Annotated in this window: 16 protein-coding genes; 12 read left to right on the forward strand and 4 right to left on the reverse strand. The window is 54.8% G+C overall.

Going from position 1 to position 23790, the window contains the following annotated elements:
* The first annotated feature begins 188 nt into the window (after positions 1 to 188).
* The 5 genes from ABNT34_RS17060 to ABNT34_RS17080 are packed head-to-tail and all read left to right on the forward strand — an operon-like array spanning position 189 to position 5364.
* On the forward strand, positions 189 to 743 hold the full coding sequence (locus tag ABNT34_RS17060) for a spore coat U domain-containing protein (RefSeq protein WP_348733779.1): 555 nt from the start codon (positions 189 to 191) through the stop codon (positions 741 to 743).
* Between the two features lie 51 nt (positions 744 to 794).
* Positions 795 to 1316, forward strand: a complete 522-nt coding sequence (locus ABNT34_RS17065; RefSeq protein ID WP_348733781.1) for a spore coat U domain-containing protein — start codon at positions 795 to 797, stop codon at positions 1314 to 1316.
* Positions 1317 to 1322: 6 nt separating this feature from the next.
* A complete protein-coding gene (locus tag ABNT34_RS17070; RefSeq protein WP_348733783.1) occupies positions 1323 to 2075 on the forward strand; it encodes a fimbria/pilus periplasmic chaperone in 753 nt (250 codons plus the stop codon).
* A 21-nt stretch (positions 2076 to 2096) separates the two neighbouring features.
* The gene (locus ABNT34_RS17075; RefSeq protein ID WP_348733784.1) at positions 2097 to 4445 is read left to right on the forward strand and encodes a fimbria/pilus outer membrane usher protein; all 2349 of its coding nucleotides are present in this window, start codon (positions 2097 to 2099) and stop codon (positions 4443 to 4445) included.
* A gap of 1 nt (position 4446) precedes the next feature.
* Positions 4447 to 5364, forward strand: a complete 918-nt coding sequence (locus ABNT34_RS17080) for a spore coat protein U domain-containing protein (RefSeq protein ID WP_348733785.1) — start codon at positions 4447 to 4449, stop codon at positions 5362 to 5364.
* A gap of 101 nt (positions 5365 to 5465) precedes the next feature.
* On the opposite strand, the gene ABNT34_RS17085 is transcribed toward ABNT34_RS17080, so the two are convergent.
* Positions 5466 to 6545 (reverse strand): arabinan endo-1,5-alpha-L-arabinosidase, encoded by a 1080-nt coding sequence (locus ABNT34_RS17085; protein WP_348733786.1) that lies wholly within the window; start codon positions 6543 to 6545, stop codon positions 5466 to 5468.
* Between the two features lie 104 nt (positions 6546 to 6649).
* Here ABNT34_RS17085 and ABNT34_RS17090 point away from each other — a divergent pair, with 104 nt between their 5' ends.
* Entirely contained in the window at positions 6650 to 7645 is a 996-nt protein-coding gene (locus tag ABNT34_RS17090) for a family 43 glycosylhydrolase (RefSeq protein WP_348733788.1), read from the forward strand.
* Positions 7646 to 7707: 62 nt separating this feature from the next.
* Here ABNT34_RS17090 and ABNT34_RS17095 read toward each other — a convergent pair whose 3' ends face one another.
* A complete protein-coding gene (locus tag ABNT34_RS17095; protein ID WP_348733789.1) occupies positions 7708 to 9336 on the reverse strand; it encodes a sodium:solute symporter in 1629 nt (542 codons plus the stop codon).
* Between the two features lie 372 nt (positions 9337 to 9708).
* On the opposite strand from ABNT34_RS17095, the gene ABNT34_RS17100 reads away from it, so the two are divergent.
* The 3 genes from ABNT34_RS17100 to ABNT34_RS17110 all read left to right on the forward strand — a co-directional run bounded on the left by ABNT34_RS17100 (position 9709) and on the right by ABNT34_RS17110 (position 12383).
* On the forward strand, positions 9709 to 10425 hold the full coding sequence (locus tag ABNT34_RS17100; protein ID WP_031569029.1) for a FadR/GntR family transcriptional regulator: 717 nt from the start codon (positions 9709 to 9711) through the stop codon (positions 10423 to 10425).
* 14 nt (positions 10426 to 10439) lie between these two features.
* On the forward strand, positions 10440 to 11225 hold the full coding sequence (locus tag ABNT34_RS17105; protein WP_348733791.1) for an SDR family oxidoreductase: 786 nt from the start codon (positions 10440 to 10442) through the stop codon (positions 11223 to 11225).
* Positions 11226 to 11690: 465 nt separating this feature from the next.
* Entirely contained in the window at positions 11691 to 12383 is a 693-nt protein-coding gene (locus ABNT34_RS17110) for a sulfite exporter TauE/SafE family protein (protein WP_348734281.1), read from the forward strand.
* Between the two features lie 97 nt (positions 12384 to 12480).
* Here ABNT34_RS17110 and ABNT34_RS17115 read toward each other — a convergent pair whose 3' ends face one another.
* Positions 12481 to 15438 carry a TonB-dependent receptor gene (locus ABNT34_RS17115; RefSeq protein ID WP_348733793.1) on the reverse strand — a complete coding sequence of 986 codons (2958 nt, stop codon included), beginning with the start codon at positions 15436 to 15438 and terminating at the stop codon, positions 12481 to 12483.
* Positions 15439 to 15559: 121 nt separating this feature from the next.
* Positions 15560 to 18235 (reverse strand): family 16 glycosylhydrolase, encoded by a 2676-nt coding sequence (locus ABNT34_RS17120; RefSeq protein ID WP_348733795.1) that lies wholly within the window; start codon positions 18233 to 18235, stop codon positions 15560 to 15562.
* A gap of 466 nt (positions 18236 to 18701) precedes the next feature.
* On the opposite strand from ABNT34_RS17120, the gene ABNT34_RS17125 reads away from it, so the two are divergent.
* The 3 genes from ABNT34_RS17125 (at position 18702) to ABNT34_RS17135 (ending at position 23777) form a co-directional block, all read left to right on the forward strand.
* Positions 18702 to 21785, forward strand: a complete 3084-nt coding sequence (locus tag ABNT34_RS17125) for a TonB-dependent receptor (protein ID WP_348733797.1) — start codon at positions 18702 to 18704, stop codon at positions 21783 to 21785.
* Positions 21786 to 21884: 99 nt separating this feature from the next.
* The gene (locus ABNT34_RS17130) at positions 21885 to 22649 is read left to right on the forward strand and encodes a SapC family protein (protein ID WP_348733799.1); all 765 of its coding nucleotides are present in this window, start codon (positions 21885 to 21887) and stop codon (positions 22647 to 22649) included.
* A gap of 63 nt (positions 22650 to 22712) precedes the next feature.
* A complete protein-coding gene (locus tag ABNT34_RS17135) occupies positions 22713 to 23777 on the forward strand; it encodes a cupin-like domain-containing protein (protein ID WP_348733801.1) in 1065 nt (354 codons plus the stop codon).
* The last annotated feature ends 13 nt before the right edge of the window (positions 23778 to 23790 follow it).

The raw sequence follows: 23790 nt of genomic DNA on the forward strand, positions 1-23790 counted from the left end.
GATATTTGGATCTGCAGAGCCAACTGAAGCTGGTGCTGGTGACATAACAATCACATCGCAGCAAAAAGTGGCTAAAAATTTACCTGTGACAGGTAAATTTTTGCTGGTGTGCTATATATAGGAACGGGTCAGATGTATGCAGTTGACAGCTAAATTACCGTCAGGCGGTACTTGCAAGGAGCATACTGATGAAACTGTCACGTCGTTATTCCTTCCTTTCCTCATTTTCAACCGTATTGCCACTGCTCTGCCTGCTTAGCATTGCAGGCACACAGGCTGATCAAATTACCGGGTCTATGACTGTCACTGCCACCGTTGTAGATGGCTGTGCTGTTGGCAATCTGGTGACGTCTGGTGGTTTTAATGATTTTGGCTCGGTTGATTTTGGCCAGCATGCCAATTTGTCACAAAATACTGATGCACAAGGCGGTGGCAGCACCGGGGTTGGTTTCCAGCTGACCTGTTCAAGTGGGCTCAGTTATCAGATTGGCTTAAACGATGGCCAGCATGCCAGTGGCGGCAGCCGGCGCATGACCGACGGCAATAACAATTATATTCCCTACCAATTGTATCGCGACAACGCCCGGACCCAGCTCTGGGGCGATGCCGGTACAGCCAACGAGCTGACGACCAGTGGGACCGGCGCCAGTCAGTTCCATCTGGTGTATGGCCGGATTAACGCGACCACGACACCGCCTGCCGGTAACTACAGCGACACTATCCAGGTGACGCTGGTCTGGTAGCGGCATACTGGCGCTTGCAATACCCACCGTCAGCAACGCAAGGAGCGAAGCATGCAATATCCAGCGAGCAACCCCGTCCCGGTGATTTTACTGCTGTGCAGCACTATGGCGCCGGCACAGCAATTAACCGTGCAAAGTCCGACCGAGCTGACAGTGCAGCTGGCGGAAAGCTGCCAGCTCAGTGGCGCTGCCGCCGGTGGCAATTTCGGCACGCTGAATTTTGGCAGCTTCAGTCAGTTACCGCAGCCGGTGCAGGTCAGCAGCCAGGTCAGTGCCGGCAGTATCCTGCTGCGCTGCAATCTTGGGGTGAATTTCCGCATCCTGATCAACAAAGGGTTGCACGGCAGTTCGGTCGCGACACGGCAGCTGAAGGAACCGATGCAGGGGGCAACCCTGAGCTATCAGTTGTATCAGGACCCGCAACGCTTACAGATCTGGGATGACAGTTCCGGTCACGGTGCCGTTGCCACCGGAGAAGCCCAACAATTTGATTTGCACGCTATGCTGCCGGCGCAGACCGTTGCTGCTGCCGGCCAGTATTCCGATACGCTGACAGTCACCATCAGCTGGTAAGCCCTGATGACAAGCCGCTATTGGGGTTGTTGCGCCGTTATTGTGCTGAGCTGGCAGGCTCAGGCCCAGGGGCTGACGATCTGGCCTTTGATTGCCGAGTTGCCGGCAGGCCAGAAAGCTGTGGCGATTTATCTGGATAATCAGAGTGATGCTGAGCAACAGCTGCAGATCCGTGTCAAAGCTTGGCAACTGCAGCACAACAAAGAGCAACTGACGGATCAGTCTGCGTTGTTGGTCAGCCCGCCTTTTGTCACTATCGCCCCCCATCAGCGGCAGCTGGTCCGGCTGGTCTATCTGGCTGCAGATAAAGCGCCACCACAACCACAGGAACAAAGCTTACGTGTGCTGATCGATGATGTGACCGCGGTCGACAATAAAACCGGCTCTCAGGTGCATATCAGGATGCGCTATTCACTGCCGTTGTTTGTCAGCCGGCCGGCCCAGGTACCAGTGCCGGCCGACACTCAGGCGTATCAGCAGTACTGGCGGGATAAGGTGGAACTTAGCCTGCAGCAGGCTCCGGATGGCACTTTGCGTTTGCGTCTGCAGAACCGGGCGCCGGTGCATCTAAGGTTGTCGCAGGTACAGCTGCGCAGTGGCGATACCCTCTTGTGGTCAGCCGGCAGTGGCTTATTCAGTTATGTGCTGGCGGGCACCGATTTCAGCTGGACCATCACACCGGCGCAGCCGTTACGTCCGCCGTTGCAGCTGCAATTTGACAGTTATCGGGTGCCGTTGCAGTTTCCGGTGGCGTTCTGATTGCGCCTAGTGATGCCGCGGATGGATCGCAGCGCACGTCAGTTGTTGTGCTCGGTCGGACTCTGTCTGAGTCTGGCTGCTAGGGCAGCCGACGAACCGGCGCCGCTGCTGTATCTGAATCTGTTGATCAATGACTGGCACACTGGCCAGACTCTGTTGGTCAAAACGCACGCCGGAGGATTTATGCTGCAAACCGCGCCGTTAAGTCGTCTACTGCCAGCGCTGCAGTTGCCCGAACAGGAATGGACCGACAGCCGGAGTTTGCCGTTGCAGCAGATAGATTATCAGATAGCCAGCCAGCAACTGCGGATCCGGTTGCCCGAGCATTGGCTGCCGCCGACCCGGATCCGCCACCAATCTGTGCCAGAGGCCACAAAGCTGAACTATGGCAACGCGATGATCCTCAATTATGATCTGGTGGCCGAACACAGTACCCGGCAACAGCCATTGCTTGGCGCCAGTCTGGATCTGAATCTGAGTCATCAACAGCTACAGTTTCGCCACCAGCAGGTGCTGCTGCATCAACAGCAACACAGCGGGGTGGTGCGGCTCGACACCACACTGAACTGGCAGGACTACAACGGGCTGCATAGTTTGCAGCTGGGCGATCTGATCACGCCGGCCAGCAATAGTGGCCAGGCATACCGGCTGGCCGGTGTCCAGTGGCGACGAAATTTCAGCTTAAGGCCTGACCTTATTACTTACCCGTTACCGGAACTGAGCCATCAGCTGGCGCTGCCCTCCAGTACCGACTTGTTTATTCAGGGGATCAAAACCTTCAGCGCTGACCTGCCGCCCGGTCCGGTTTTTATCGAAAGCCAGCCGATGGTCAACGGTGCCGGGGTCGCGACTTTTGTCAGTACTGACTTGTTTGGCCGTGCGCAGCAGGTGGAGCAGGCCTTTTATGTGGCAGATACGCTGTTGGCGCCAGGACTCAGTGACTACGCCATCAGCCTGGGTCTGCCACGGCTGGGTTACGGCCAGGCCAACAGCAATTATGCCGGCAAACCGGCGTGGGTTGGCGCCTATCGGTATGGCCAGCAACCGGACCGTACCCTTGGCTTCAGCGCTGAACATTTTGACCGCTTATTTGGTCTGAGCGCTGAGGTGCAGCAACAGCTCGGGCTTGCCGGTGTACTCGGCGCCAGTGTCAGTCACAGCAGCGCAGCCGGGCAGGGCACACAGTGGCGTTTGAGTTACAGTTATCTGGCCGCGGACTGGCAAATCAATGCCAGCCATTTACAACGTGACAGCGGTTTTGCCGACCTCGCCAGTTATTACGGCGCGCAGCTGCTGGCCCGCCGCCAGAGTCAGCTTGGCATCAGCTGGCATACCGGAGATGGCAGTGCGGCGCTGAATGTGCTGCAACAGCAATATGGCCGGGAGCCGTCAGAGCGTTACGTCAATCTGAGTTACAGCCTGGCCAGTGACAGCCGCTGGTCCGGGTTTCTGGCGTTGAACTACCACACCGGTCAGCAGGCTCTGCGGGTATCGCTGTCGGTCAGTTATCAGTTTGATCAACAGCTGCGCGGTGCTGTGTTTGCCAGTGGTGGTAAAGACCAACCCCAGCAGCAATCGCTGAGTTTGCATCAGTCCCGTGTCGACCTGCACGGCTGGAGTTGGGCGGCACAGCAGAGTCGGGCGGCGACGCAGCAAAGCAGTCAGTTTTACGGCAACTATCGCAATGCCTATAGCGACAGTTATCTGAGTTTCAGCCATCAGGCCGGGCAGAATCGCTGGTCCGGTGGCAGCCGGGGCAGCCTGGTTGCGGCGTCCGGTGAGTGGTTTCTGACCGAGCCTGTCAGCCAGGCGTTTGCCGTGGTGGATACTCAGGGGCTGGCCGGGATTGATATCTACAACAGCCACCGTTATGTCGCTACCAGCAACGCGCGGGGTAAAGCTTTGGTGCCCCATTTGCTGGCCAACCTGCCGAACCTGATCAGCATAGACCCGTTGCAACTGCCGCTCGACAGTCAGGTGCGCCAATATCAGCAGGAAGTGATCCCGGCCGGGATCACCGGTATCAATATAGGATTTGAGATCAAACAGCAGGCTTTATTGTTATTGAAAGTCCGGCTGCCTTCTGGTCACTATGCCCCGCTGGGTAGCCAGCTGCTGGCATGGGCTGCCGGGCGCGACACTGATGCAGTGGTCGCCACCGTGGGCTGGGATGGGGAAGTGCAGCTGCCGGCCATCTGGGCTGGCCAGCCATTGCGGCTGAGAGTGCCGGCTGCCGGGGGCACAGATGCCGGGGCTGCAGAGCACGCCGTGTCGGATCAGCCCGGCTGTGTGCTGACTTTGCCGGTTGATATTAACCCCTGGATTTTTGTGCCGCTGCAGTGCAGATATGTTAGCGCCGGAGCTGAATAAGATGGGCCGCCTGCTGCTATTGCTGTACTGCTGGTGTTGCAGTGGTGCGGCACTGGCATTTTGTAATGCTCTGACGCCGCAGACTATCAACTTTGGCGCTCAGCCGTCGCCGTTGGTACGCAGCAGCCAGCAGGCTGGCAATTCCAGTGTGCTGATCGACTGTAGCCGGATCCTGAATGTGGCGCTGATCAGCGGCGATGTTTACCACTATCAGGTCACGGCAAGCACCAATGCTTTCAGGCTACGCAGCGGCAGTTTTTATATCCCGTATCAGTTGTCGAGCCATGCCAATTTTACGGTGGTGCTGTCGGCCGTTGGTCAGGGATACAATAATCTCAGTTTCACTTTGCTGAATATTATTGGAGGTCAGGATGTCCAGGTCCCGCTGTACGCCCGCACACTGCCGGCCAATGTGGCGGCCGGTACTTACACCGATCAGCTGACGTTGCTCTTTACCGGGCGTTATTGCCGGGTAGCGGTCGCGATGGTTTGCATTGGTTATGAAGATTTAAACAGCAGCGTAAATTTACAACTGAGCCTGAAGGTAGAGCGCAGCTGTGCGCTGAACGTCCCGGCTGCCCATCATTTCGGCACGGTCACAACACTCAGCCAGCCGACTGATTTCCGGCTGCAATTGCAGGTGGACTGTACCCTTAGTGAGAGTTATCAGCTGCATATCGATAACGGCAATTATTTTACCGGCAACAGCAGACGTTTATTTAACGGCAGTAACCATTACCTGCAGTACGACCTGTGGCAGCCTGACGGTAGTACCCTGCTGCTTGACAGCAGCCGGTTGCAGAAAACCGGTCTCGGCGCTGTGGAACTAATTGAACCGCGACTACGACTGCAGAGTCAGCAACTGACGCCAGTAGCCGGTACTTACCGCGATACCGTGCGGGTCATTGTCAGTTACTGATACATCACATCAGCCGGAAGCGCAGGTAAAGGCACTCAGCTTGAGTGTGAGTGCATACCTGACCTGCGGCGTGACGGATGCTTTGGCGATCACTTTTGCCATCACTTTGTCAGCAGGCTTGTGCGGTATTGATTCAGCGCTTGTTGTTCAACCACAGGCCAGCCATCCTGCCATTGGATTGGCAGCACTTTGAGTTTTTGCAGTGCCTTGTCGGCGGTCTCATAGGCGTGAAACACCAGATAGTCTTTGCCGTCAATGCTGTACGCCGCGTTATGACCCAGCGCCACCCAATCTTTATCACCTTGCAGCACTAAGGTGCCACCACCTTGCAGCATCGGTTTGCCGGCCTTGTCGACGTAAGGCCCGGTCACGCTTTTGCTGCGTCCGACCATAATTTTGTAATCGCTGTCTTTGCCGCGACAACATTTGTCAAAGGACACAAACAGATAATAAAAACCGTTTTTGTGGAAGATATAAGGCGCTTCAATAGCGCCATCGCCTGGTTCACCGTCTGGCAGCGCCGGGTTGCGTGGCCGTTTGGCGATACTGTGCCACTGCTGCGGCTCGGCGAGGCGGGTCAGGCTGTTGTCCAGTTTGACCAGTTTCAGCCCTTCCCAAAAAGAGCCAAAACTCATCCAGTGATCGCCTTGTTCATCGCGGATAATCGCCGGGTCAATCGCATTCCAGTGGTCGCGCTCAGGCACCGATTGCAGCACTATGCCCTGGTCCTGCCATTGGTAGTTTTTCGCGGTCGGGTCCAGCGTTTTATTAGTGGCGACGCCAATGGCCGAAGTGTTTTTGCCAAAGGCCGACACTGAATAATACAGATAAAAAGTACCGTCTTTCTCAAAAATATCCGGCGCCCACAAATGACCGTCAAAAGTCGGCGCTATGCTCTTGGCCCAGGTTGGCTCCGTGGCAAAGACCCGGCCGGCCGGTTGCCAGTTGTGCAGATCTCCGGATTGATAGATGGTGATGCCGGGCCCAGTGCTGAACACATAATACTTGCCACCGGCTTTGGCCAGCACCGGGTCGTGCACTTCCAGTTGTTTGGCTTGTGCCAGCGCACTGGCGGACAGCAGCCCGATAGCGGTCAATGTTGTCGCCAGTGTCGTGTTCAGTCCGGCCTTCAGTGCTCTCTTCAGTGCTCTTTTCAGTGTTGGGGTCGCCCGGAATTGCATTTTGCTGCTCCTGCCAGATTGCTTCTTGTCAATAAGTAATACAATATTAATAGTACAGAATAGATCTGCTGCTCACAAGAGCAACGACCACAGGAGTTCCACCGATGCGTTTTACTGTGTTGACTTTGGCATGTCTGCTCGCGTTACCAGCGGCCGGCGCTGTTACTTTGCCGCAAAATCCGCTGCTGCTGCAACGGGCCGACCCTTTTATCCAGCGCGACGCCACGAGCGGCTGTTACCATTTTACTGCGACAGTACCGGATTTTTCCGCGCTGGAAATTCGCTCCAGCTGCACTTTAGCCGGCTTAAAAACCGCCAAAGCCGTGCAGGTGTGGCAGAAAAAAGCCAGTGGGCCTATGAGCGCCAATATCTGGGCGCCAGAGCTGCATCGTATCAACAATATCTGGTATCTGTATTTTGCTGCCAGCCGCACTGATGCGCCTTTTCAGATCCGGATGTACCTGTTGTCCAACCCATCTGCCGACCCGAAACAAGGCCGCTGGCACGAGGAGGGGGAGCTAAAAACTCATCTCGACACCTTTGCACTGGATGCCACCACTTTTAGTCATCGCGGCAAACAGTATCTGCTGTGGGCACAGCAGGATGTGGCGCAGACGTATAACTCGGCGTTATGGCTCGCTGAAATGGACGGCCCGACCCGGATTAAAGGCACGCCAGTCAAACTCAGTGAACCGACCTTGCCCTGGGAAATTCAGGGTTACAAAGTCAATGAAGGCCCAGCCGTACTGGTCAGAAACGGCCGGGTTTTTGTCACATATTCAGCCAGCGCCACTGACCATCGTTATGCGATGGGCTTGCTGTGGGCCGACGCTAATGCCGATTTATTGAAGCCGCAGAGTTGGCAAAAAAAACCGGAACCGGTGTTTGCCACCAACGCCGCACTGAAACGCTTTGGCCCCGGTCACAACAGTTTTGTGTTGGCAGAAGATGGCAAAACTGATCTGATGGTGTATCACAGCCGTGATTACCGGGATTTGCAGGGCACGCCGCTGACCGATCCAAACCGCCATACCCGGCTGCGGTTGCTGCAATGGGACGCCAATGGCTTTCCGCTGTTTGCGCCTGAGCAGGCGGATTAACAACGCACATTGCACAGAAAAAACAAAAGCCAGCAGCGCTGGCTTTGGCGGCGGAAGGCGACTTACCAGAAGCGCCAGTAGATAAAAGCAGTGATCCCCAGAATGATCGCAGTGTGAATATAATCCCACTTATCCAGCCCTTTAAGCACATCCTGCAGGGTGTCTTTGCCCAAGGTAGAAAAGGTCAGGCCACGGACATTGTCTTCGCTTGGTGCTTTAGTGACAAAACTCAGGCCAATCACAATCAGGCACACCAGCACAAATAACAATACGCAGTAATACAGCCAGTTCATCTCGACGACCCAGGCGATTGATGTGCCATGAATGGCATCGCGAAACGGCAATAACACCAGCCGGAACATACCGAGAATAAAACCCGCCACCAGCCCGACATAACCGGCCGTTGGCGTGATGTGTTTGCTGCAAATACCGAGTAAAAATACCGCTGCAATGCCCGGTGCTATTAATGACTGCACACTTTGCAGATATTCATACAACACGTCGGCAATCAGGCTCATCACCGGGATCCATAAAATCCCCAGCACCACTACTACGACAGTGGCGATACGACCCACTTTTAACAGCTGCTGTTCAGAAGATTCTGGTTTGTACTTTTTATAAAAGTCGATGGTGAACAAGGTGGCAGACGAGTTAAACAACGACGCCAGCGAACTCATCAGCGCTGCAACCAAACCACCAATCACAATACCTTTGACGCCGGACGGCAATAATTCGGCCACTAGCGTCGGAAAGGCCTGGTCGGCACTGTCAAAAGAAATGATGCCTTTGGCCTGCAGTGCATGCGCAATCAGGCCTGGCACCAGAAAAATAAATACCGGCAGCAGTTTCAGGTAACCAGCAAAAATCGCACCGCGTCGCGCCGCCTGAATGCCTTTGGCCGACAACACCCGCTGCACAATATATTGATCGGTACACCAGTACCAAAAACCGATAATAAAAGAGCCAAACACAATGCCAGGCCAGGGGAAGTTGGCGTCGCTGGCGGCGCGCATTAAGTGCATATTCTCGCCGTTTAAGCGCTCCATCTCGGCCCAGCCGCCGACCTGATCCAGGCCAACCACCAAAATCACCACAGAGCCGATAATCAGCACCGGCGTCTGAATGACAGACGTCCACATAATGGCTTTCATGCCGCCCAGCACCGTATAAATACCGGTCAGCACCACCAGGCCAACGGCGGAGATCCAGAAAAAGTCGATGCCCCAGATGCTTTCTATGCCGAGAATCGTTTTAAAAGCGACGCCGCCGGCGTAAACAGTGACCGCAACTTTGGTCAGCACATAACTGACCAGCGAAATTACCGACAAAAAACTACGCGACTGCGGGTTAAAGCGCCGCTCGAGAAATTCCGGCATGGTGTAGACCTTGCTGCTCCAGTAAAAAGGCACAAAGATCCAGCCGAGTAATAAGATGATCCAGGACTGTAATTCCCAGTGCGCCAGCGCCATACCTGATTCAGCGCCGGAGCCGGATAAACCGACCAGATGTTCTGAGCCGATATTGGAGGCGAAAATCGACGCGCCAATCACCAGCCAGCCGGCATTGCGGCCGGCCAGAAAATAATCGGTGGTGTCCTCTTCTTTTTGCCGCATCGAGGCGACGACGACCCCAACCATCAGCAGTGCAAAACCGGCCAGCACCAGCCAGTCCAGTGTACTTAGTTCTAACATGCCCTCTGTCCTTATTGTGAAGCCAGTTTTCGGGCGGCAGCGCAACACACCGACCAGCACCAGCAATGATTATTCTTAAAGCATATTATAATACAAAATTAAGAATGGAAAGCGTTGGAGAAACCGCAGTGAACCTCAGGCTGGAACCTGGGTGGATTTACCAGGTAAACCGGCTTTAAAGCTTGAATTTCATTTGGTTTTTCGGCAATTTGGTGGGTAAAGGTGTCGACGCTGTGACCGGTTCGGCACAGACATACATCGCAACGTCCGGTTGTAGTTGTTGGTTGACGGACAGATATCGTCACAACATATGTTAATATGACAGGCAAAACGGCAAACAGACGCCACCCAACCTTGTCTGGAGGAGCCTCCATGGTTCGCATCATCGAAAATTTAAATTTATCCGAGCAGGTCACCAACGATTTGGGCCGGGCCATAGTGGCGGGTGAATACAGCTGTGAATCCGGTTTACCGACAGAAGCGCAGCTGTGCGAAGAATACGGCATCAGCCGTACTGCTGTGCGCGAAGCGGTGAAGATGCTGGCGGCCAAAGGCCTGATCTCATCGCGGCCACGTCAGGGCATCAGTGTTGAACAACCAAGCAACTGGAACCTGTACGACACCAGCGTGTTAAGCTGGTTACTCGACAGCAGCCCGTCTTTGCATGTGTTAAAAGAATTTCTGCAAATGCGCCTGGCGATTGAACCACAGGCCGCTGCGCTTGCCGCCGAATTCGCCCGCGACGAAGATATTGATCAGATTGAAAAAGCGGTCGAAGCCATGCGTATCGCGGCGACAGACCCGAGTGCCAGCATGCATGATGCCGACCTGGCCTTTCATACCAGCGTGTTATTTGCCAGCCGCAACCGGTTCTTTTTCCAGCTACGTGATTTTATCCGCACCGCACTGAATGTCAGTATTCAGCACACCACGCCGGCCAAAGCCAATGACGTCGCAGTGGCTGAAGATCACGCCAAAATCTGCCTGGCTATCCGCAATCGCCAGCCGGAGCGGGCAAAAAATCTGATGACGCACCTTATCGACGAAGCGATGAGCTTTATCGAAGCTGAAATCAAACGCCGCAGTTAAGCGCCGGCGCAGGAATGATGATGCAGCAGGACCTGAATCAAAAAGCCCAATATCCCAGTCTGCGTGGCAAAGTGGTGTTTATCACCGGCGGAGGCACCGGCATCGGCGCCCGCATGGTCGAGCGCTTTTATCTGCAGGGCGCCAAGGTCGCTTTTGTTGATATTGCCCGCGACGCCGCCGAGGCGTTAGTGCAGCGCTGCAACAGCGCCGATTTAACCACGCCGTTGTTTTTGCCTTGTGATATCCGCGATATCGCCGCGTTACAGGCCTGTATCAGTCAGACGCAGCAGCAGTTTGGCCTGGTGAGCGTGCTGATTAACAATGCCGCCGACGATACCCGCCATCAGGTTGAAGAGCTCAGTGTAGAATATTGGGATGAGCGTTTTGCGGTGAATTTACGCCATTATTTCTTCGCTTCGCAGGCTGTTATTCCGCAAATGCAGCAACTCGGCGGTGGCAGCATTATTAACCTTGGGTCTATCAGCTGGCGCATCAAACAAACCTGCATGCCGGCGTATACCACCGCCAAAGCAGCGATTGAAGGTTTAACCCGTACGCTGGCCGGCCGATACGGCGCCGACCAAATCCGCGTTAACAGCCTGATCCCGGGCTGGGTCATGACCGAACGCCAGCTGGCCCGTTGGCTCGACGCCGACAGTGTCAAAGAAATTCACCAGCATCAGGCCATCAAACAATCACTGCAACCCGACGACATCTGCGATATGGCGCTGTTTCTGGCAGCCGACGACAGCCGGATGCTGACATCGCAAAGTGTCATAGTCGATGGTGGCTGGGTGTAGCCAGAGATTTTTTTGCATGCGCTGGGCGGTGAGCGCGAAGGCTGTCATGTGCCAAGAACGGGCGTTTGATGAACCGTAGGGGGAGGGCTTGTCCCTACCCGCAATCCGCGTAATTCGGGCACCCACAAGGGGCGCCCCTACATGCGGCTAAATGTCTGCTTCACGCCCAAACCAGCTGTCGCCAAACTCCAACAAAGCGAACAGCGGCAACCACGGAGTGAGCGATCAAAAGTGAGCGCGGGAGGCGCGAACGGGCGAACGCAGTGGTGGTGATGTTTGCTTTGCCACCATCATCGGGCTATTCGGGCTTTTTCAACTGAAATCTTCCAAAAGACCTGCAACCTCAACCCACTAAATCTCTGCAACTAAATGTCTTCGCTTGCATTTCTTTATTTGTATTATAATATTTAAATTCACAAGCAGCACTGCTGCAGTCTTTTTTCCGGAGCCGTCTGTTTGGTCGAAGTGTTGCTGGTAAACCTGATCCTGCTGATTGGCGCTTGTCTGCAGGGCTTGCTGGGTTTTGGTCTGGGCTTGTTCAGTGCGCCTTTGCTGTTTTTGCTGGCGCCACAATATGTGCCTGGGCCGATGATCCTGAATGCGTTGTTGCTGACCTTGCTGATGTCGCTGCGTAATCATCAGGATCTGCAGTGGCGGCAAACCAGTTATGCGCTGGCGGGGGGCACTATTGGGGTGCTGGGGGCGGCGCTGTTGATGTCGGTATTGGTGTTTGCCCAGTACCGCAAGTTATTTGGCGCTTTGATTGTGATTGCGGTGCTGTTATCAATGATCGGCGCCCGGCCCGCATTAAGTGGGCGGAATAACCTCATCGCCGGGATTTTTTCCGGGTTTATGGGCACAGCAACATCAGCCGGTGGCGCGCCGATGGGGCTGTTGTATCAGCACGCCGATGCCCGGCTCAGAAATGCCAATCTCAGTGTATTTTTCCTTTATATCAATATCTTCGGTATGGTGGTGCTGTGGCTCGGCGGTATTTCCGGTTGGGCCGATTTGTGCTTGTTCCTGCAATCGGTGCCGGCGTTGTTACTGGGGTGGGGCATGTCCGGTTATGTTGGCCGGTACCTGCATGGCCGGCGGTTACGCCAGCTGATTTTGCTGGTCGCTTTTGCTGCCGGTTTGTTGTCGGTGCTGCTGTAAGGGCTGTTGACCCTAGGGCAAATACCAATAAAAAAACGCGGCATCAGCCGCGTTTTTTATGTCCGTGCAAGGACTGTATGCCGAACAGGCAAAAGACTTATTCCAGCCGGTAGCGCACACCCAGGGCGACGCGTGGGCCGTACTGGCGGGCAAACAGGAACTGCTCTTCGAAGCGGCCGTAACCGCGTTCGGTTTCGTTGTTCAGGTTGATGCCCTCAAGGAACACGGTCAGCTGTGGCAGCACGTCGTAGTTGACGCTTAAGTCCCACTGACCGAAGGTTTCCGCAAACTGCGGTGGTGCGTCGCTGGAACCCTGCGCCTGACCTACACCAATCAGGTAAGAATCGCGCCAGGCGTACGTGACTTTGACCGACAGGCCGTCTTTTTCATAAAACAGCTGCAGGTTGGCGGAATCACTTAAACCGGTCAGCGGCGCTTGTTGGCTTAAGCTCATCACGTCAAACTCAACGTCGCCCTGCACAAAAGTGGCGTTGGCGCCAACACCAAAACCGCTTTCACCGAGTAAATGCTGGAAGGCGACTTCAAAACCGTCCACCGCTTTACTGTCGGTATTGGCCGGCTGGCTGATTTGCCACACCATCAGCGGGTCATCGGCGGCCGGTTCAATTTTGCCCTGGGCATTGCCATTGCCATTCGCCAGCATTTGCGCATAAATCGCGCTGCTGGTGGCTTGTTCACCACGGGCGACGATATCCGCGACGGCTTTTTTGTAGCGCGGGCCGTTCAGAATGTCGCGCAGACCCTCGATGGTCGTTTCGGTGATAGTGGTCTGGATAAAGTTATCGACGTCTTTACGGAAATAACCGACTGCGGCATAACTGCCTTCGCCGTAATAATATTCCAGGCTTAAATCGAGGTTGGTTGATTCAAACGGCAACAGATTGGTATTGCCCTGACTGCCGCTGCGGGCGTCTGGTTTTGGACTGCCACTCAAGCTGCGGCCACCAGCCAGCATGCCAAGCGGCGCGCGGGTGATGCTTTTGCCATAAGAGAAACGACCGACTAAGTCTTCACGCAGCTCGGCTTTGAGGTCAAACATTGGTAACAGCACATCGTGTTTGCCTTGCTGTTGCAGGAAGTTCGCCGTGCCACCTTGTTGATATTGCGTGATCCATTCGGACGGGCTTTCCCAGTTGACCTGAGTTTCCACGCGTTGACGCACTGTGCTGTCGACTGTGGTTTCTTCGTAGCGCAGACCCAGATTCAGCTGCAGCGGAATATCTTTGACGCTGAAATCAAAGCGGCCCTGTACGTAGACGCTGTCGGTGACCTCGTTGACGTAACTTTCGCTGTCGATGCCGTCAATATAAGGGTCAATCGAATATTCATCCGCGCCCATCACACCTTTGGTCAGGAACGCCAGCTGGCGGGCCACGGCTTCGTCAAAGTCATAGCTGTAGTAATAATTCGGTTGCAGGTTATTGCCACCGCCGGCGAACTGGTCGAGGAAGTCGCTGGTGCTATGGCGGATAAACATCGCATCGGGGAAAATCTGCGGGTAAGCCGGATTAAAACCCGGACCGCCGCGCAGGCCGCTCCAGCCCTGATGGCCGCCCATGGTCTGGTCGGTGCGGGCGATGCCAAAACCGACGTCAGTCAGCGGGAAGCTGAAGAAATCATTATCCCATTTACCATCGAGTTGCCATTGCTGAATCTCGGCTTTGCCCGGCGAGTGGATAAACTGGCTGAAGTTGGAGTCAATCTCACCAGGGCTCAGTGTGGTGGTGCCGTTTTTCCAAAACACCTGTGCCTGTGGGATCTCGCCGTTGCGGTAGTCATAGACTTTACGCAGCAGCTGGTCAGAACCCAAAATCACCTGGCCCTGACTGCCGAGGCCTTTGTCGGCGCCGTTATCGGCCTTGTTGTCGGAATCATGGTAATCCAGCGTCAGTTGCAAGGCGTCGTAGACCTGCCAGTCAAAATTGACGCCGACTGAAGCTGCTTTGACTTCCGTAGTGCCTTTGCTGGCGGTGAAAGAGCCGTCGTTGCCGCTGATATCGGCGTACAGTGCGGTGCCGTTGGCATCCAGTTCATAGCCGTTGATATTGCCGCCAAATTCGTTCCAGATGCCCCAGCCGATGCTCTGGCTGCCGGTGATCGCGCGGGTGGCGGTGTAATCGATAGTGGCAGTGAAGGCGTCCACCGGCCGCACTTGCAACGTCAGCTGACCATTGCTGCGTTCGCGCTGCACATCTTCGATGCTGTAGTTCATGTCTTTGGCAAAATAATAATTGCCGCTGGGTTTACCGTCCGCGCCGACCGGGCGGGCGTCTTTGACTTTACTGGCATCGAGCGTCGGCAGCGCCACATTAGCCTGCCAGCCTTGCACGTTGGCCTGCTGTTTCTGGAAATCACGTTCCTGATGTGACAGCGATAACGACAGGCCGACTTTGTCGTCAAACATGGTTGAACTCAGCACTGTCGCTAGTTCAGGCGTGACGTCATCGCCGATTTCATTGGTGCTGTCGTAAATGCCTTTGGCGGTCGCAGAGGCATGTAACCCAGGTTTTTGCAGCGGCCGGGTGGTGATGATATTGACCGTCGCGCCTAAACCGCCGCTGGGGTTGGAAGCTCGGGCGGTTTTGTAGACTTCCAGGGCGCTGACGCCTTCAGACGATAAGTTTTCCAGATTGTAAGAGCGGGTATAACCGGTGCCCGGCATCTGCCGGCCGTTTAACGTCACCAGGTTAAAATCCGGGCCAAAACCGCGCACGGTGATTTGGCTGCCTTCGCCGTTGGCACGGCTGACCGACACGCCGGTGATGCGTTGCAGCGATTCGGCGAGGTTGGTGTCCGGGAATTTGCCCATCTCTTCGGCGGAAATCGCATCGACCACGCCGTTGGCTTCGCGTTTGATATCCATGGAGCGGATTAAGCTGCCGCGAATACCTTTGATTTCAATCACTTCGACTTTTTCTTCTGCGCTGCTACCTGCAGCGGGTTCCTGCTGCGCTGCATACACCGGCAGACCTGTGCTCAATGCCAGCAGCATGGCGCTGGTGAGCTTATTTTTACTGAAAAATGTGTTGTTCATACTCAATCCTGTTTTCACAGCCGGCGGCGGCGACAAGACAGCTGGCCGGTGGCTGTGTGCTGTTTTATGATCATCGGTTCTAATCAACTAACTGATCTGAAACATTATTTAATTTGCACGCTTATTTAATCTGAACGTTGTCGAGCCGGTAGACGGCGCCATTGCCCTGGCCCCAGGCCGGGAAAATCATCACGACATCGATGGCGCTGACGTCGAGGCCTTTATCTGCCAAATCTTTTAAGCGATAGCTGTAGGTCTGCCACTGGCCCATTACCGGCGCTTTGCCTTCCAGGCTTTCGCTCAGTTTCAGCTGTACGGCGGTGGCAGCGTCATCGGCTTCAATCTTAAACAGCCACTCGGCGCTGCTGTCATTCGGTGGGGTGACGATGCGCATGTCGAATTTGACGATGGCAGTATCGAGGATATTGCTGGCATCAAAATAGGTACCGTCAGCGGCGAAGATGCCCATCACTGTTGGCGCGCCACCGATTTTGTATTCGGCCGTTTTGCCGTGGGCGGCGTCGTCGTCTTCCACTGTTGGTTTAGTACCGCCACAACAATCCCACAGCGACCAGTTGGCTGCGGCAGCGTCAGCAAATAGGGTTAAACCGCTGTTGGATGGCAGGGCTGGTTCAGCAATGCTGACGTTATCGACGCGGTAAACAGCGCCGTTGCCGCTGCCCCAGGCCGGGAATATCATCAGCACGTCGATGGCACTGACATCTAAGCCTTTGGCGGCTAAGTCGCTGAGTTTAAATGTATAAGTCTGCCATTGGCCGGTGACCGGTGCTTTGCCTTCAACACTGTCGGTTAAGTTCAGCTCCACTGCTGTGGCGGCGTTGTTAGCTTCGGCTTTAAATTTCCACACTGCCGCCGGGTCGCTTGGTGCATTGACGACTTTCAGGTCAAATTTGATCAGGCCTTTCGCCAGAATGGCGGAGGCGTCAAAAGGTTTGTTACCGCCGTTATTGGCCGGGCGGGTGATAAAACCCATCACCGTTGGCGCGCCGCCGATTTTGAACTCAGCGGTCATGCCATGGGTGGTATCGTCCATTTCTTCGGTCGGTTTGCTGCCACCACAACAATCCCACATTGGCCAGTCGAGGTTCTGGCTGTCTTTGTAAATAGTCAGCGACGGGGCTGTGCTGCCCGGGCCGGCAATTTTCACATCATCAACCTGATACACCGCGCCTTCGCCGCTGCCCCAGGCCGGGAAAATCATCACCACGTCAATGGCGGATAAATCGAGGCCCGCGTCAGCGAGTTTTTTCAGCGGGAAAGTGTAGGTTTGCCAGACACCAGCGGCTGGGGCTTTGCCTTCGTTCGAGGCGGTTAAATCCAGCTCTACTGCGGACGCCGCGTTGTTACTTTCGACTTTGAGTTTCCATACCGCGCCCGGGTTATTTGGCAGCGACACCGCTTTCATCGCGAAACTTAAAGTGCCGGTATTGGCCAGTGGCGAAGCGTCAAATGGCGAAGGGCTACCCGCCGGGTCTTTGATAAATTCCGCGCGGCTGATAAAGCCATTGACGGTCGGTGAGCCGCCGACGCGAAACTCCATCACACCGCCGCGCTGGTTGTCGTTGACCACTGTTGGTGTGCTGCCGCCACAACAGTCCCAGCCTGGCCAGCTTGGATTGACTGCATTGTCAAAAATGGTCAGGTTGCGGGCCACGCCATCTGACGGCGGCACCGGAATAGGCGCTTTACCTTCAACTAAAGCATCTGTGGTTTTGTCGTAACCAGGGCGGATCGATTCACAACCTTTGCCGGTATCCGGATTGGCTGCGCACTGATAAGCGCGGACATAATCCACCACATAACTTTGGCCGTTGGCAAAAGCAGCTGCGTCTACGCCTTTGTTATTGACGTTTTCCGGCCAGTTACCGCCGACAGCGAAGTTCAGGATCAGGAAAAATTTCTGATCAAATGGCGCGGAAGTCCAATAGGTATTCAGCTTGCCGCTGGTCTGGTCATAATATTCGGTAAACCAGCCACGGTGTTTCAGGCCAACCGCCTGATCTTTGCTGTTATAACGCACTTCAGACTGGCGCTGCGTGGCGTACAGGTAATCATCGACGTACCAGCGAATTTCACCTTGTTGCCATTCGACGGCATAAGTATGGAAATCATCAGCCGGGTTTTTACCGCCGGGCAGCGCATAACCTTTGCCGGAGCTGCTGTTATTTGGCGCCGGTTTGCCATAGTGCAAAGTACCGTGCACGTTCGATTCGACGTTGCCGGTTGCGTCTTTTACCTTCAGGTTGACCGCTTCCATGATGTCGATTTCGCCGGAGCGCGGCCAGTCGCCATAAACAGAATCGGTTGGCATCATCCAGAATGCCGGCCAGGCGCCCTGGCCAGATGGCAACTTGGCGCGCATTTCAAAACGGCCATATTTAAAGTCGGCTTTTTTCTTGGTGGTGATGCGGGCTGAGGTATAAGGCTTTTCCGCACCGGCCGGAGCCGGTTTGGCGACAATATTCAGCATACCGGCGGAGAGAAAGGCGTTGGTTTTATCGGCGGTATAACATTGTTTTTCGTTATTGCCGCCGCCGCTGCAGTTCACTTCAAAGTTCCATTTATTGCTGTCGATGTTCTGACCGTCGAATTCGTCGCTCCACACCAGGTTCCAGCCGGTGGCCGGTTTGCTGGTGTCAGTTTTGGCGATGTCGGTCTGGGTGGCAGTCTCACCGCCACAGCCGGTCAGCAGCGCGGTGCTGAGCAGGGCGCCGAACAGGCCACCTTTTGCTACAGTGCTCTGCTGCGGCGTGATCCGCAGAAGTCGTCTATTCATTGTGCTTGTCCTGTTAACTGGTGAACTGGCGTCGGGGCAGCCGGTTTTTTTGGCAGTACCTTTAACTCAGTTTGTTTTTATTTTTGAAAGCGCTTTCTGAAAGCGCTTTCAAAGACTATTGCTGAAATTGACAAAGGTCAATCGGCAGAAACTGATTTCGTCGCAAAAATAAGCAGTTCAGCAGTGGTTTTTCGCCTGAAAAGTACACAATTCATCTTGCTACCGGTGGCGAAATAAATTAAAAAAAGCAAAAAGGTAACGTTTTTTGGCAACTTCTTTAGCCGTGCTTCCTCTCTAGAATGTTTTGGGTGGGACAGATCCGTCTGATTAAGAAGTACAGGAAAAAGATACTGAATTCCCACACCCCGAACCGGCAGCAGAAACTAATAAGTACAGTCGTATCCACAAAAGCTGCGGCACGGTTTGAGTTGACTGACTCACAATAAATCAAAAGGGAACGGATAGAATGCACAACAAAAAACCATTCACCAGAACCGCGTTAGCTAAAGCGATTTCGCTGCTGCTAACCGGGACTGCCGCGCTGCCGCTGTATGCCCAGCAGGCGCCGGCGACTGACAAAAAAGCGGAAACCAGCGACATCGAAGTCATTCAGGTACGCGGTATGCGTGGCAGTTTGCAACAGGCGACTGCTATCAAACGCGAATCTATGGGTGTCGTTGACGCCATCTCTGCCGAAGATATCGGTAAATTCCCCGACACCAACCTGGCGGAATCGCTGCAGCGTATCACCGGGGTGTCCATCAGCCGCACCAACGGCGAAGGTGCTGAAGTCACAGTGCGTGGCTTTGGCGGCGACAACAACATGGTGACGCTGAACGGCCGGACTATGCCATCAGCTACTACTTACGGTGCCGGCTCTGGTGCCGACGGTACCACCCGCGGCGGCAGCGCCCGTGCTTTTGACTTCTCCAATCTGGCGTCAGAAAGTATCAGCGGCGTTGAAGTCTACAAAACCAGTAAAGCCAACATCGCCACCGGCGGTATCGGTGCGACGGTGAACGTGAAAACCTCGCGGCCACTGGAGCGTAAAGAAGATATCGCCAGCATCGGTGTGAAAGCGGCGCATGACACCACCAACCGTGCCGGTGACGACATCACACCGGAAATTTCCGGTATTTTCAGCCAGGCCACCGACGACGGTAAATTCGGCGTTAGCCTCACCGCAAGCCATCAGGAACGTGATTCCGGTTATACCGGCGCCACGGTCAACGACTGGCAGGTGGATTATTGGGACGACGTCGCCGACTTAAACCGCTTGTGGAACAACACCGCCACCACAGTGAAAAACGCCCCGGCCCAGGGCCAGTTGTATGCCCGGCCCAACGATATCCGTTATGCCTTTTCCGATTCGCAGCGCGAGCGCGACAATGCGCAGTTAACGTTGCAGTTTAAGCCGTCGGATAAACTCAGCATGACCGGCGACTACACCTTTGCCGAGAATAATCTGGTCGAACACCGCGGTGAAATCACTAACTGGGTGCAAACCGGTAGCAACACCAAAATTGTTGAATTTGATAACAGTCTGGTGAAAACCCCGACTTACATCAAAGAAGAATACTCAGGCGCAGTCGACGAAGGCTACGAGCAACAATGGCGCGAACAAACCAACACGCTGAAGTCTTTGGGTGTGAATTTCGCTTATGAATACAGTGACGAGTTAACTATTGTATTGGATGCACACGACTCCAACATGTACAGCCGCGGCACAGGCCCACGGGGCTCCGGTGAACTGGCGGTTGGTTTAGGTGCGCCAATCGTGACTTCGCGCGAATGGTTCTGGGGTGCCGACCTGCCGACTTACCTGAACGTTTACAACGACAAAGTGCCGGGCAAAGGCGCGAATGGCAATGGTGTCGTGGATGCCGGCGATGTCGGTTCTTCGATTGCGCGCATTCGTAATGCCAGCCAGGAAAGTGATATCCAGCAGGTCAAACTCGACTTCCTGTATGAACTGGAAGACGGTCGTTTTGACTTTGGTGTCGAATCCCGCGCTATGGAATCGCGGTCAATGCAGACTGCCGGCAATAACATTGCACTCGGTAACTGGAACGTCGGTCATCCGGGTGAATTTGGTGATTTAATTCAGCCATTTAACTTACCGGGCGAATTTAAAGACTACAGCCCGAAAGCCGGTGGTTATGGTTTTATTGCCGACCCACGCGCTTTATATGATGCGGCGCTGAAACTGTATCCGGGTATTCCGACCAGCGTTGAGAACAGTCTGTCGTTTGACAATATTGTTAAAGAAGACACCACAGCGGCTTATTTCCAGTTATCGCTGACCGGCGAAGTCGGTAAGATGCCGTTTGATGTGTTAACCGGCCTGCGCTACGAAAAAACTGAGTCGGAATCCAGCTCGCTGGTGAACTCAGTGTATTTCCGCTGGGAAGATAACAATGACATCGTGTCTTATGTCGATGGCAGCAAACCGGCGGCGCCTTTTGCGGCGAAAAACGACTACGACTACCTGTTACCCAGCCTGGATTTAACCCTGCATCTGAGCGACGACCTGATCAGTCGGTTCTCGTTCAGCAAAACTATTGCCCGCGCCGGTTTAAGCAGCTTAGGTGTGTCGGCGTCTAACTTCGGTGGTGGCGGCGGTTCTACGCTGTTTGGTGCCCAGCCGACTGCAAACGCATCTAACCCGGGCCTGTTGCCGCTGGAATCGTCCAACTACGACTTATCGCTGGAATGGTATTACAACGAAGCCAGTTATGTGTCGGCCGGTCTGTTCCAGAAAGACGTGGTGAACTTTATCGGTAGCAAACAGGTTGACCAGAAACTGCTGGGCATTCGCGATGTGACTGCAGGTCCACGCGCCTTGTCGGCGATTCAGGCACTGCGTGCCGCAGGTCTGCCACAGGATGATACTTACCTGTATGCGATGATGGTGTTCACCCAGTTCCGCACCCATCCGGACATGATTGCCAAATACGGTCCGAACCCGCAGTTCACCGCCACACAGGCGCAGATTGATTTTCTCGCCAACAATCCGGGCTTTGATTTGGTCGCAACCAATGATGACCCGGAAATGACCTTCCGTACTAACACGCCGGATAACAACAGATCGGCCAAAATCTACGGTAGTGAGTTAGCGGTGCAGCACTTCTTCGGTGAAAGCGGTTTTGGTGTCCAGGCCAACTACACCATAGTACGTGGCGACGTCGGCTTTGACGTGACCGCCAATCCGGCCGAATCGCAGTTTGCCTTAATCGGCCTCAGCGATACCGCCAACCTGATTGGTATCTACGAAAAAGACGGCTGGCAGGCGCGGGTGGCGTGGAACTGGCGTGACAAATACCTCGCCGAAGTCAACAAAGGCGGTTCCAACAACCCACGCTTCGAAGAGGACTACTGGCAGCTCGACGTCAACGTCAGTTACGATGTCAATGAGAAGCTGACGGTATTTGTCGAAGGTCTGAACCTGACCGGCGAGAACAGCCGTTCGCATGCCCGCAACGAAGCGATGTTGTGGTATTTAACTGACCTGGATGCACGTTATCAGGTTGGTATGCGTTACGAGTTCTGAGCCTAAAACCGCCGGTCTGTTTGGGCCGGCGGCAACAAACAACAGCCTGAATTTCGCGTCAGGCTGTTGCCGTTTTAGCTTGTTGATCAGGAACCGCCGATGACCAGACATATGTTACTGAATAATATCGACCATCAGCATCTGCGTGTGCTGCATCAGTTTGGCGCCGCGTTCGGCGACGCCGTTGCTGCGTTACCAGCCTTTGCGCTGGAATGGCCTGAACTACAAAAACAATATTCGATTCTGCTGCGCCGCGACGCCGGGCGCTGGCAGGCGGTGGTATTGCTCGGCTTAGCGCCGGACGAAAATTTGTTTTTAACTGGCAACTCGGCTAATGGCTGGGATGCGTCTTATGTGCCGCTCGCCGCCGAAAAAGGCCCGTTTTTAATCGGCTTTCAGCGCCCGGCCGCAATGAGTTTTGACCAAAGCGGGCAAACACCAGATCCACGCGACGCCGTGGTGCATATCGATATCAAGCATCCGCGCGTCAGCCAAAGTGCGGCCGGTTTGCCGTTATTTTTACCCCAGGGCGGTGCCAGCCCTTATCTGCAGTATATTTCCGGCCGGCTGGAGCAAATTCAGCGCAGTCTGGCGATAGAGCCGCTGCTGTTGCAGGCGCTGGAGCAGCTGGATTTAATTGAACCGCTGAACATTGAATTTGCGCTCGATAACGGTGAAAAACACCGGCTGACCGGCAATTACAGCATCAGCAGTGCACGCCTCGCGGCATTAAGCGGCGATGACCTGCAACGGCTGAATCAGTCTGGCTTTTTGCCGCTGATATATGCCCAGTTAAGTTCCTTGTCGAATATTCAGCAGCTGGTGGACCGGAAAAACCAGCGGCAGCGCCAGCAGGTCGCCTGATGGAAAGCTTCAACCACAAACGTGGGCGCAGATATGGCTGAGGGCTTTATATCCAGCGCTCTTGTGGACAGTATCAGCAGCCGCAGCGCTGAGGTCCAGTGCCGGCCCGGTGAATTGCCGGCGGATTTTGCTGATATTTGTGCCCGTGCCGAAGCGCCGCTGATATTACGGGGTCTGGTCAGCCACTGGCCTTTAACACAGCTGGGGCTGGAGCCATCGACTGACGCAGCCAAAGCCTGCGCCGATTATCTGCTTAGTTTTTACAATGGCCGGCCGACCCAGGTGTACCAGGGCGCGGCCGGACAACGTGGTCGTTATTTCTACAATGACACTGTCACGGCACTGAATTACGACACGCAGCTCGGTCAGGTTGATACCGTATTGCATCAGTTACTTGATGCGCTGCAGTTACCGGATCCGGCGGCAGCGCCTTCGGTCTATATCGCCTCCAATCTGCTGCAAAGTCATTTCCCTGGTTTACAGGACAGCCATAGTATTGCCATCCCGCAGCCGGATATTTCATTTGCGACTGAGCCAGAACGCGTCAGCATCTGGCTTGGCAATCAGAGCCTCGCAGCCTGTCATTATGATGCCTCTGACAACTTAGCCTGCTGTGTGCGCGGGGTACGGCGTTTTACCTTATTCCCGCCAGAGCAGGTGGCGAATTTATATCCGGGCCCGCTCGAACCGACGCCGGGCGGTCAGGCCATCAGCATGGTGGATTTTGCCGCAGCGGATTTAACGCTGTACCCGAACTTTCCCAAGGCGATAGCCGCCGGCCAAATTGCCGAGCTGGCGCCCGGTGATGCCTTGTATTTACCTTCGATGTGGTGGCATCAGGTCGAAGCCCCCGGGCCTTTGAATATCCTGATTAACCATTGGTGGAGCAGCGCGCCGCGTTATACCGGCTCAGGCATGAATCTGCTGTACCACGCGCTGTTATGCCTGCGCGATAAACCAGAGCATGAGCGGCGCGGCTGGCAGGTGCTGCTGAATTATTATGTGTTTGACGACCCAGAGCAGGCCGGCGCGCATTTGCCTGAAGCGGCGCGCGGCGTGCTGGGCAACCTCGACGAAGGTATGGCGCGGCAACTGCGGGCCATGCTGCAACACCGCTTAAACCGCTAAAACCATGTTTAGT

This window comes from Rheinheimera texasensis (assembly GCF_964031785.1).
GTDB lineage: Bacteria > Pseudomonadota > Gammaproteobacteria > Enterobacterales > Alteromonadaceae > Pararheinheimera > Pararheinheimera texasensis_A.

What these genes read in the sequence shown, in the direction of transcription:
- ABNT34_RS17060 (WP_348733779.1), top strand. Translation starts at nt 189, where the DNA reads ATGAAACTGTCACGTCGTTATTCCTTCCTTTCCTCATTTTCAACCGTA.
- ABNT34_RS17065 (WP_348733781.1), top strand. Translation starts at nt 795, where the DNA reads ATGCAATATCCAGCGAGCAACCCCGTCCCGGTGATTTTACTGCTGTGC.
- ABNT34_RS17070 (WP_348733783.1), top strand. Translation starts at nt 1,323, where the DNA reads ATGACAAGCCGCTATTGGGGTTGTTGCGCCGTTATTGTGCTGAGCTGG.
- ABNT34_RS17075 (WP_348733784.1), top strand. Translation starts at nt 2,097, where the DNA reads ATGGATCGCAGCGCACGTCAGTTGTTGTGCTCGGTCGGACTCTGTCTG.
- ABNT34_RS17080 (WP_348733785.1), top strand. Translation starts at nt 4,447, where the DNA reads ATGGGCCGCCTGCTGCTATTGCTGTACTGCTGGTGTTGCAGTGGTGCG.
- ABNT34_RS17085 (WP_348733786.1), bottom strand. Translation starts at nt 6,545, where the DNA reads ATGCAATTCCGGGCGACCCCAACACTGAAAAGAGCACTGAAGAGAGCA.
- ABNT34_RS17090 (WP_348733788.1), top strand. Translation starts at nt 6,650, where the DNA reads ATGCGTTTTACTGTGTTGACTTTGGCATGTCTGCTCGCGTTACCAGCG.
- ABNT34_RS17095 (WP_348733789.1), bottom strand. Translation starts at nt 9,336, where the DNA reads ATGTTAGAACTAAGTACACTGGACTGGCTGGTGCTGGCCGGTTTTGCA.
- ABNT34_RS17100 (WP_031569029.1), top strand. Translation starts at nt 9,709, where the DNA reads ATGGTTCGCATCATCGAAAATTTAAATTTATCCGAGCAGGTCACCAAC.
- ABNT34_RS17105 (WP_348733791.1), top strand. Translation starts at nt 10,440, where the DNA reads ATGATGATGCAGCAGGACCTGAATCAAAAAGCCCAATATCCCAGTCTG.
- ABNT34_RS17115 (WP_348733793.1), bottom strand. Translation starts at nt 15,438, where the DNA reads ATGAACAACACATTTTTCAGTAAAAATAAGCTCACCAGCGCCATGCTG.
- ABNT34_RS17120 (WP_348733795.1), bottom strand. Translation starts at nt 18,235, where the DNA reads ATGAATAGACGACTTCTGCGGATCACGCCGCAGCAGAGCACTGTAGCA.
- ABNT34_RS17125 (WP_348733797.1), top strand. Translation starts at nt 18,702, where the DNA reads ATGCACAACAAAAAACCATTCACCAGAACCGCGTTAGCTAAAGCGATT.
- ABNT34_RS17130 (WP_348733799.1), top strand. Translation starts at nt 21,885, where the DNA reads ATGACCAGACATATGTTACTGAATAATATCGACCATCAGCATCTGCGT.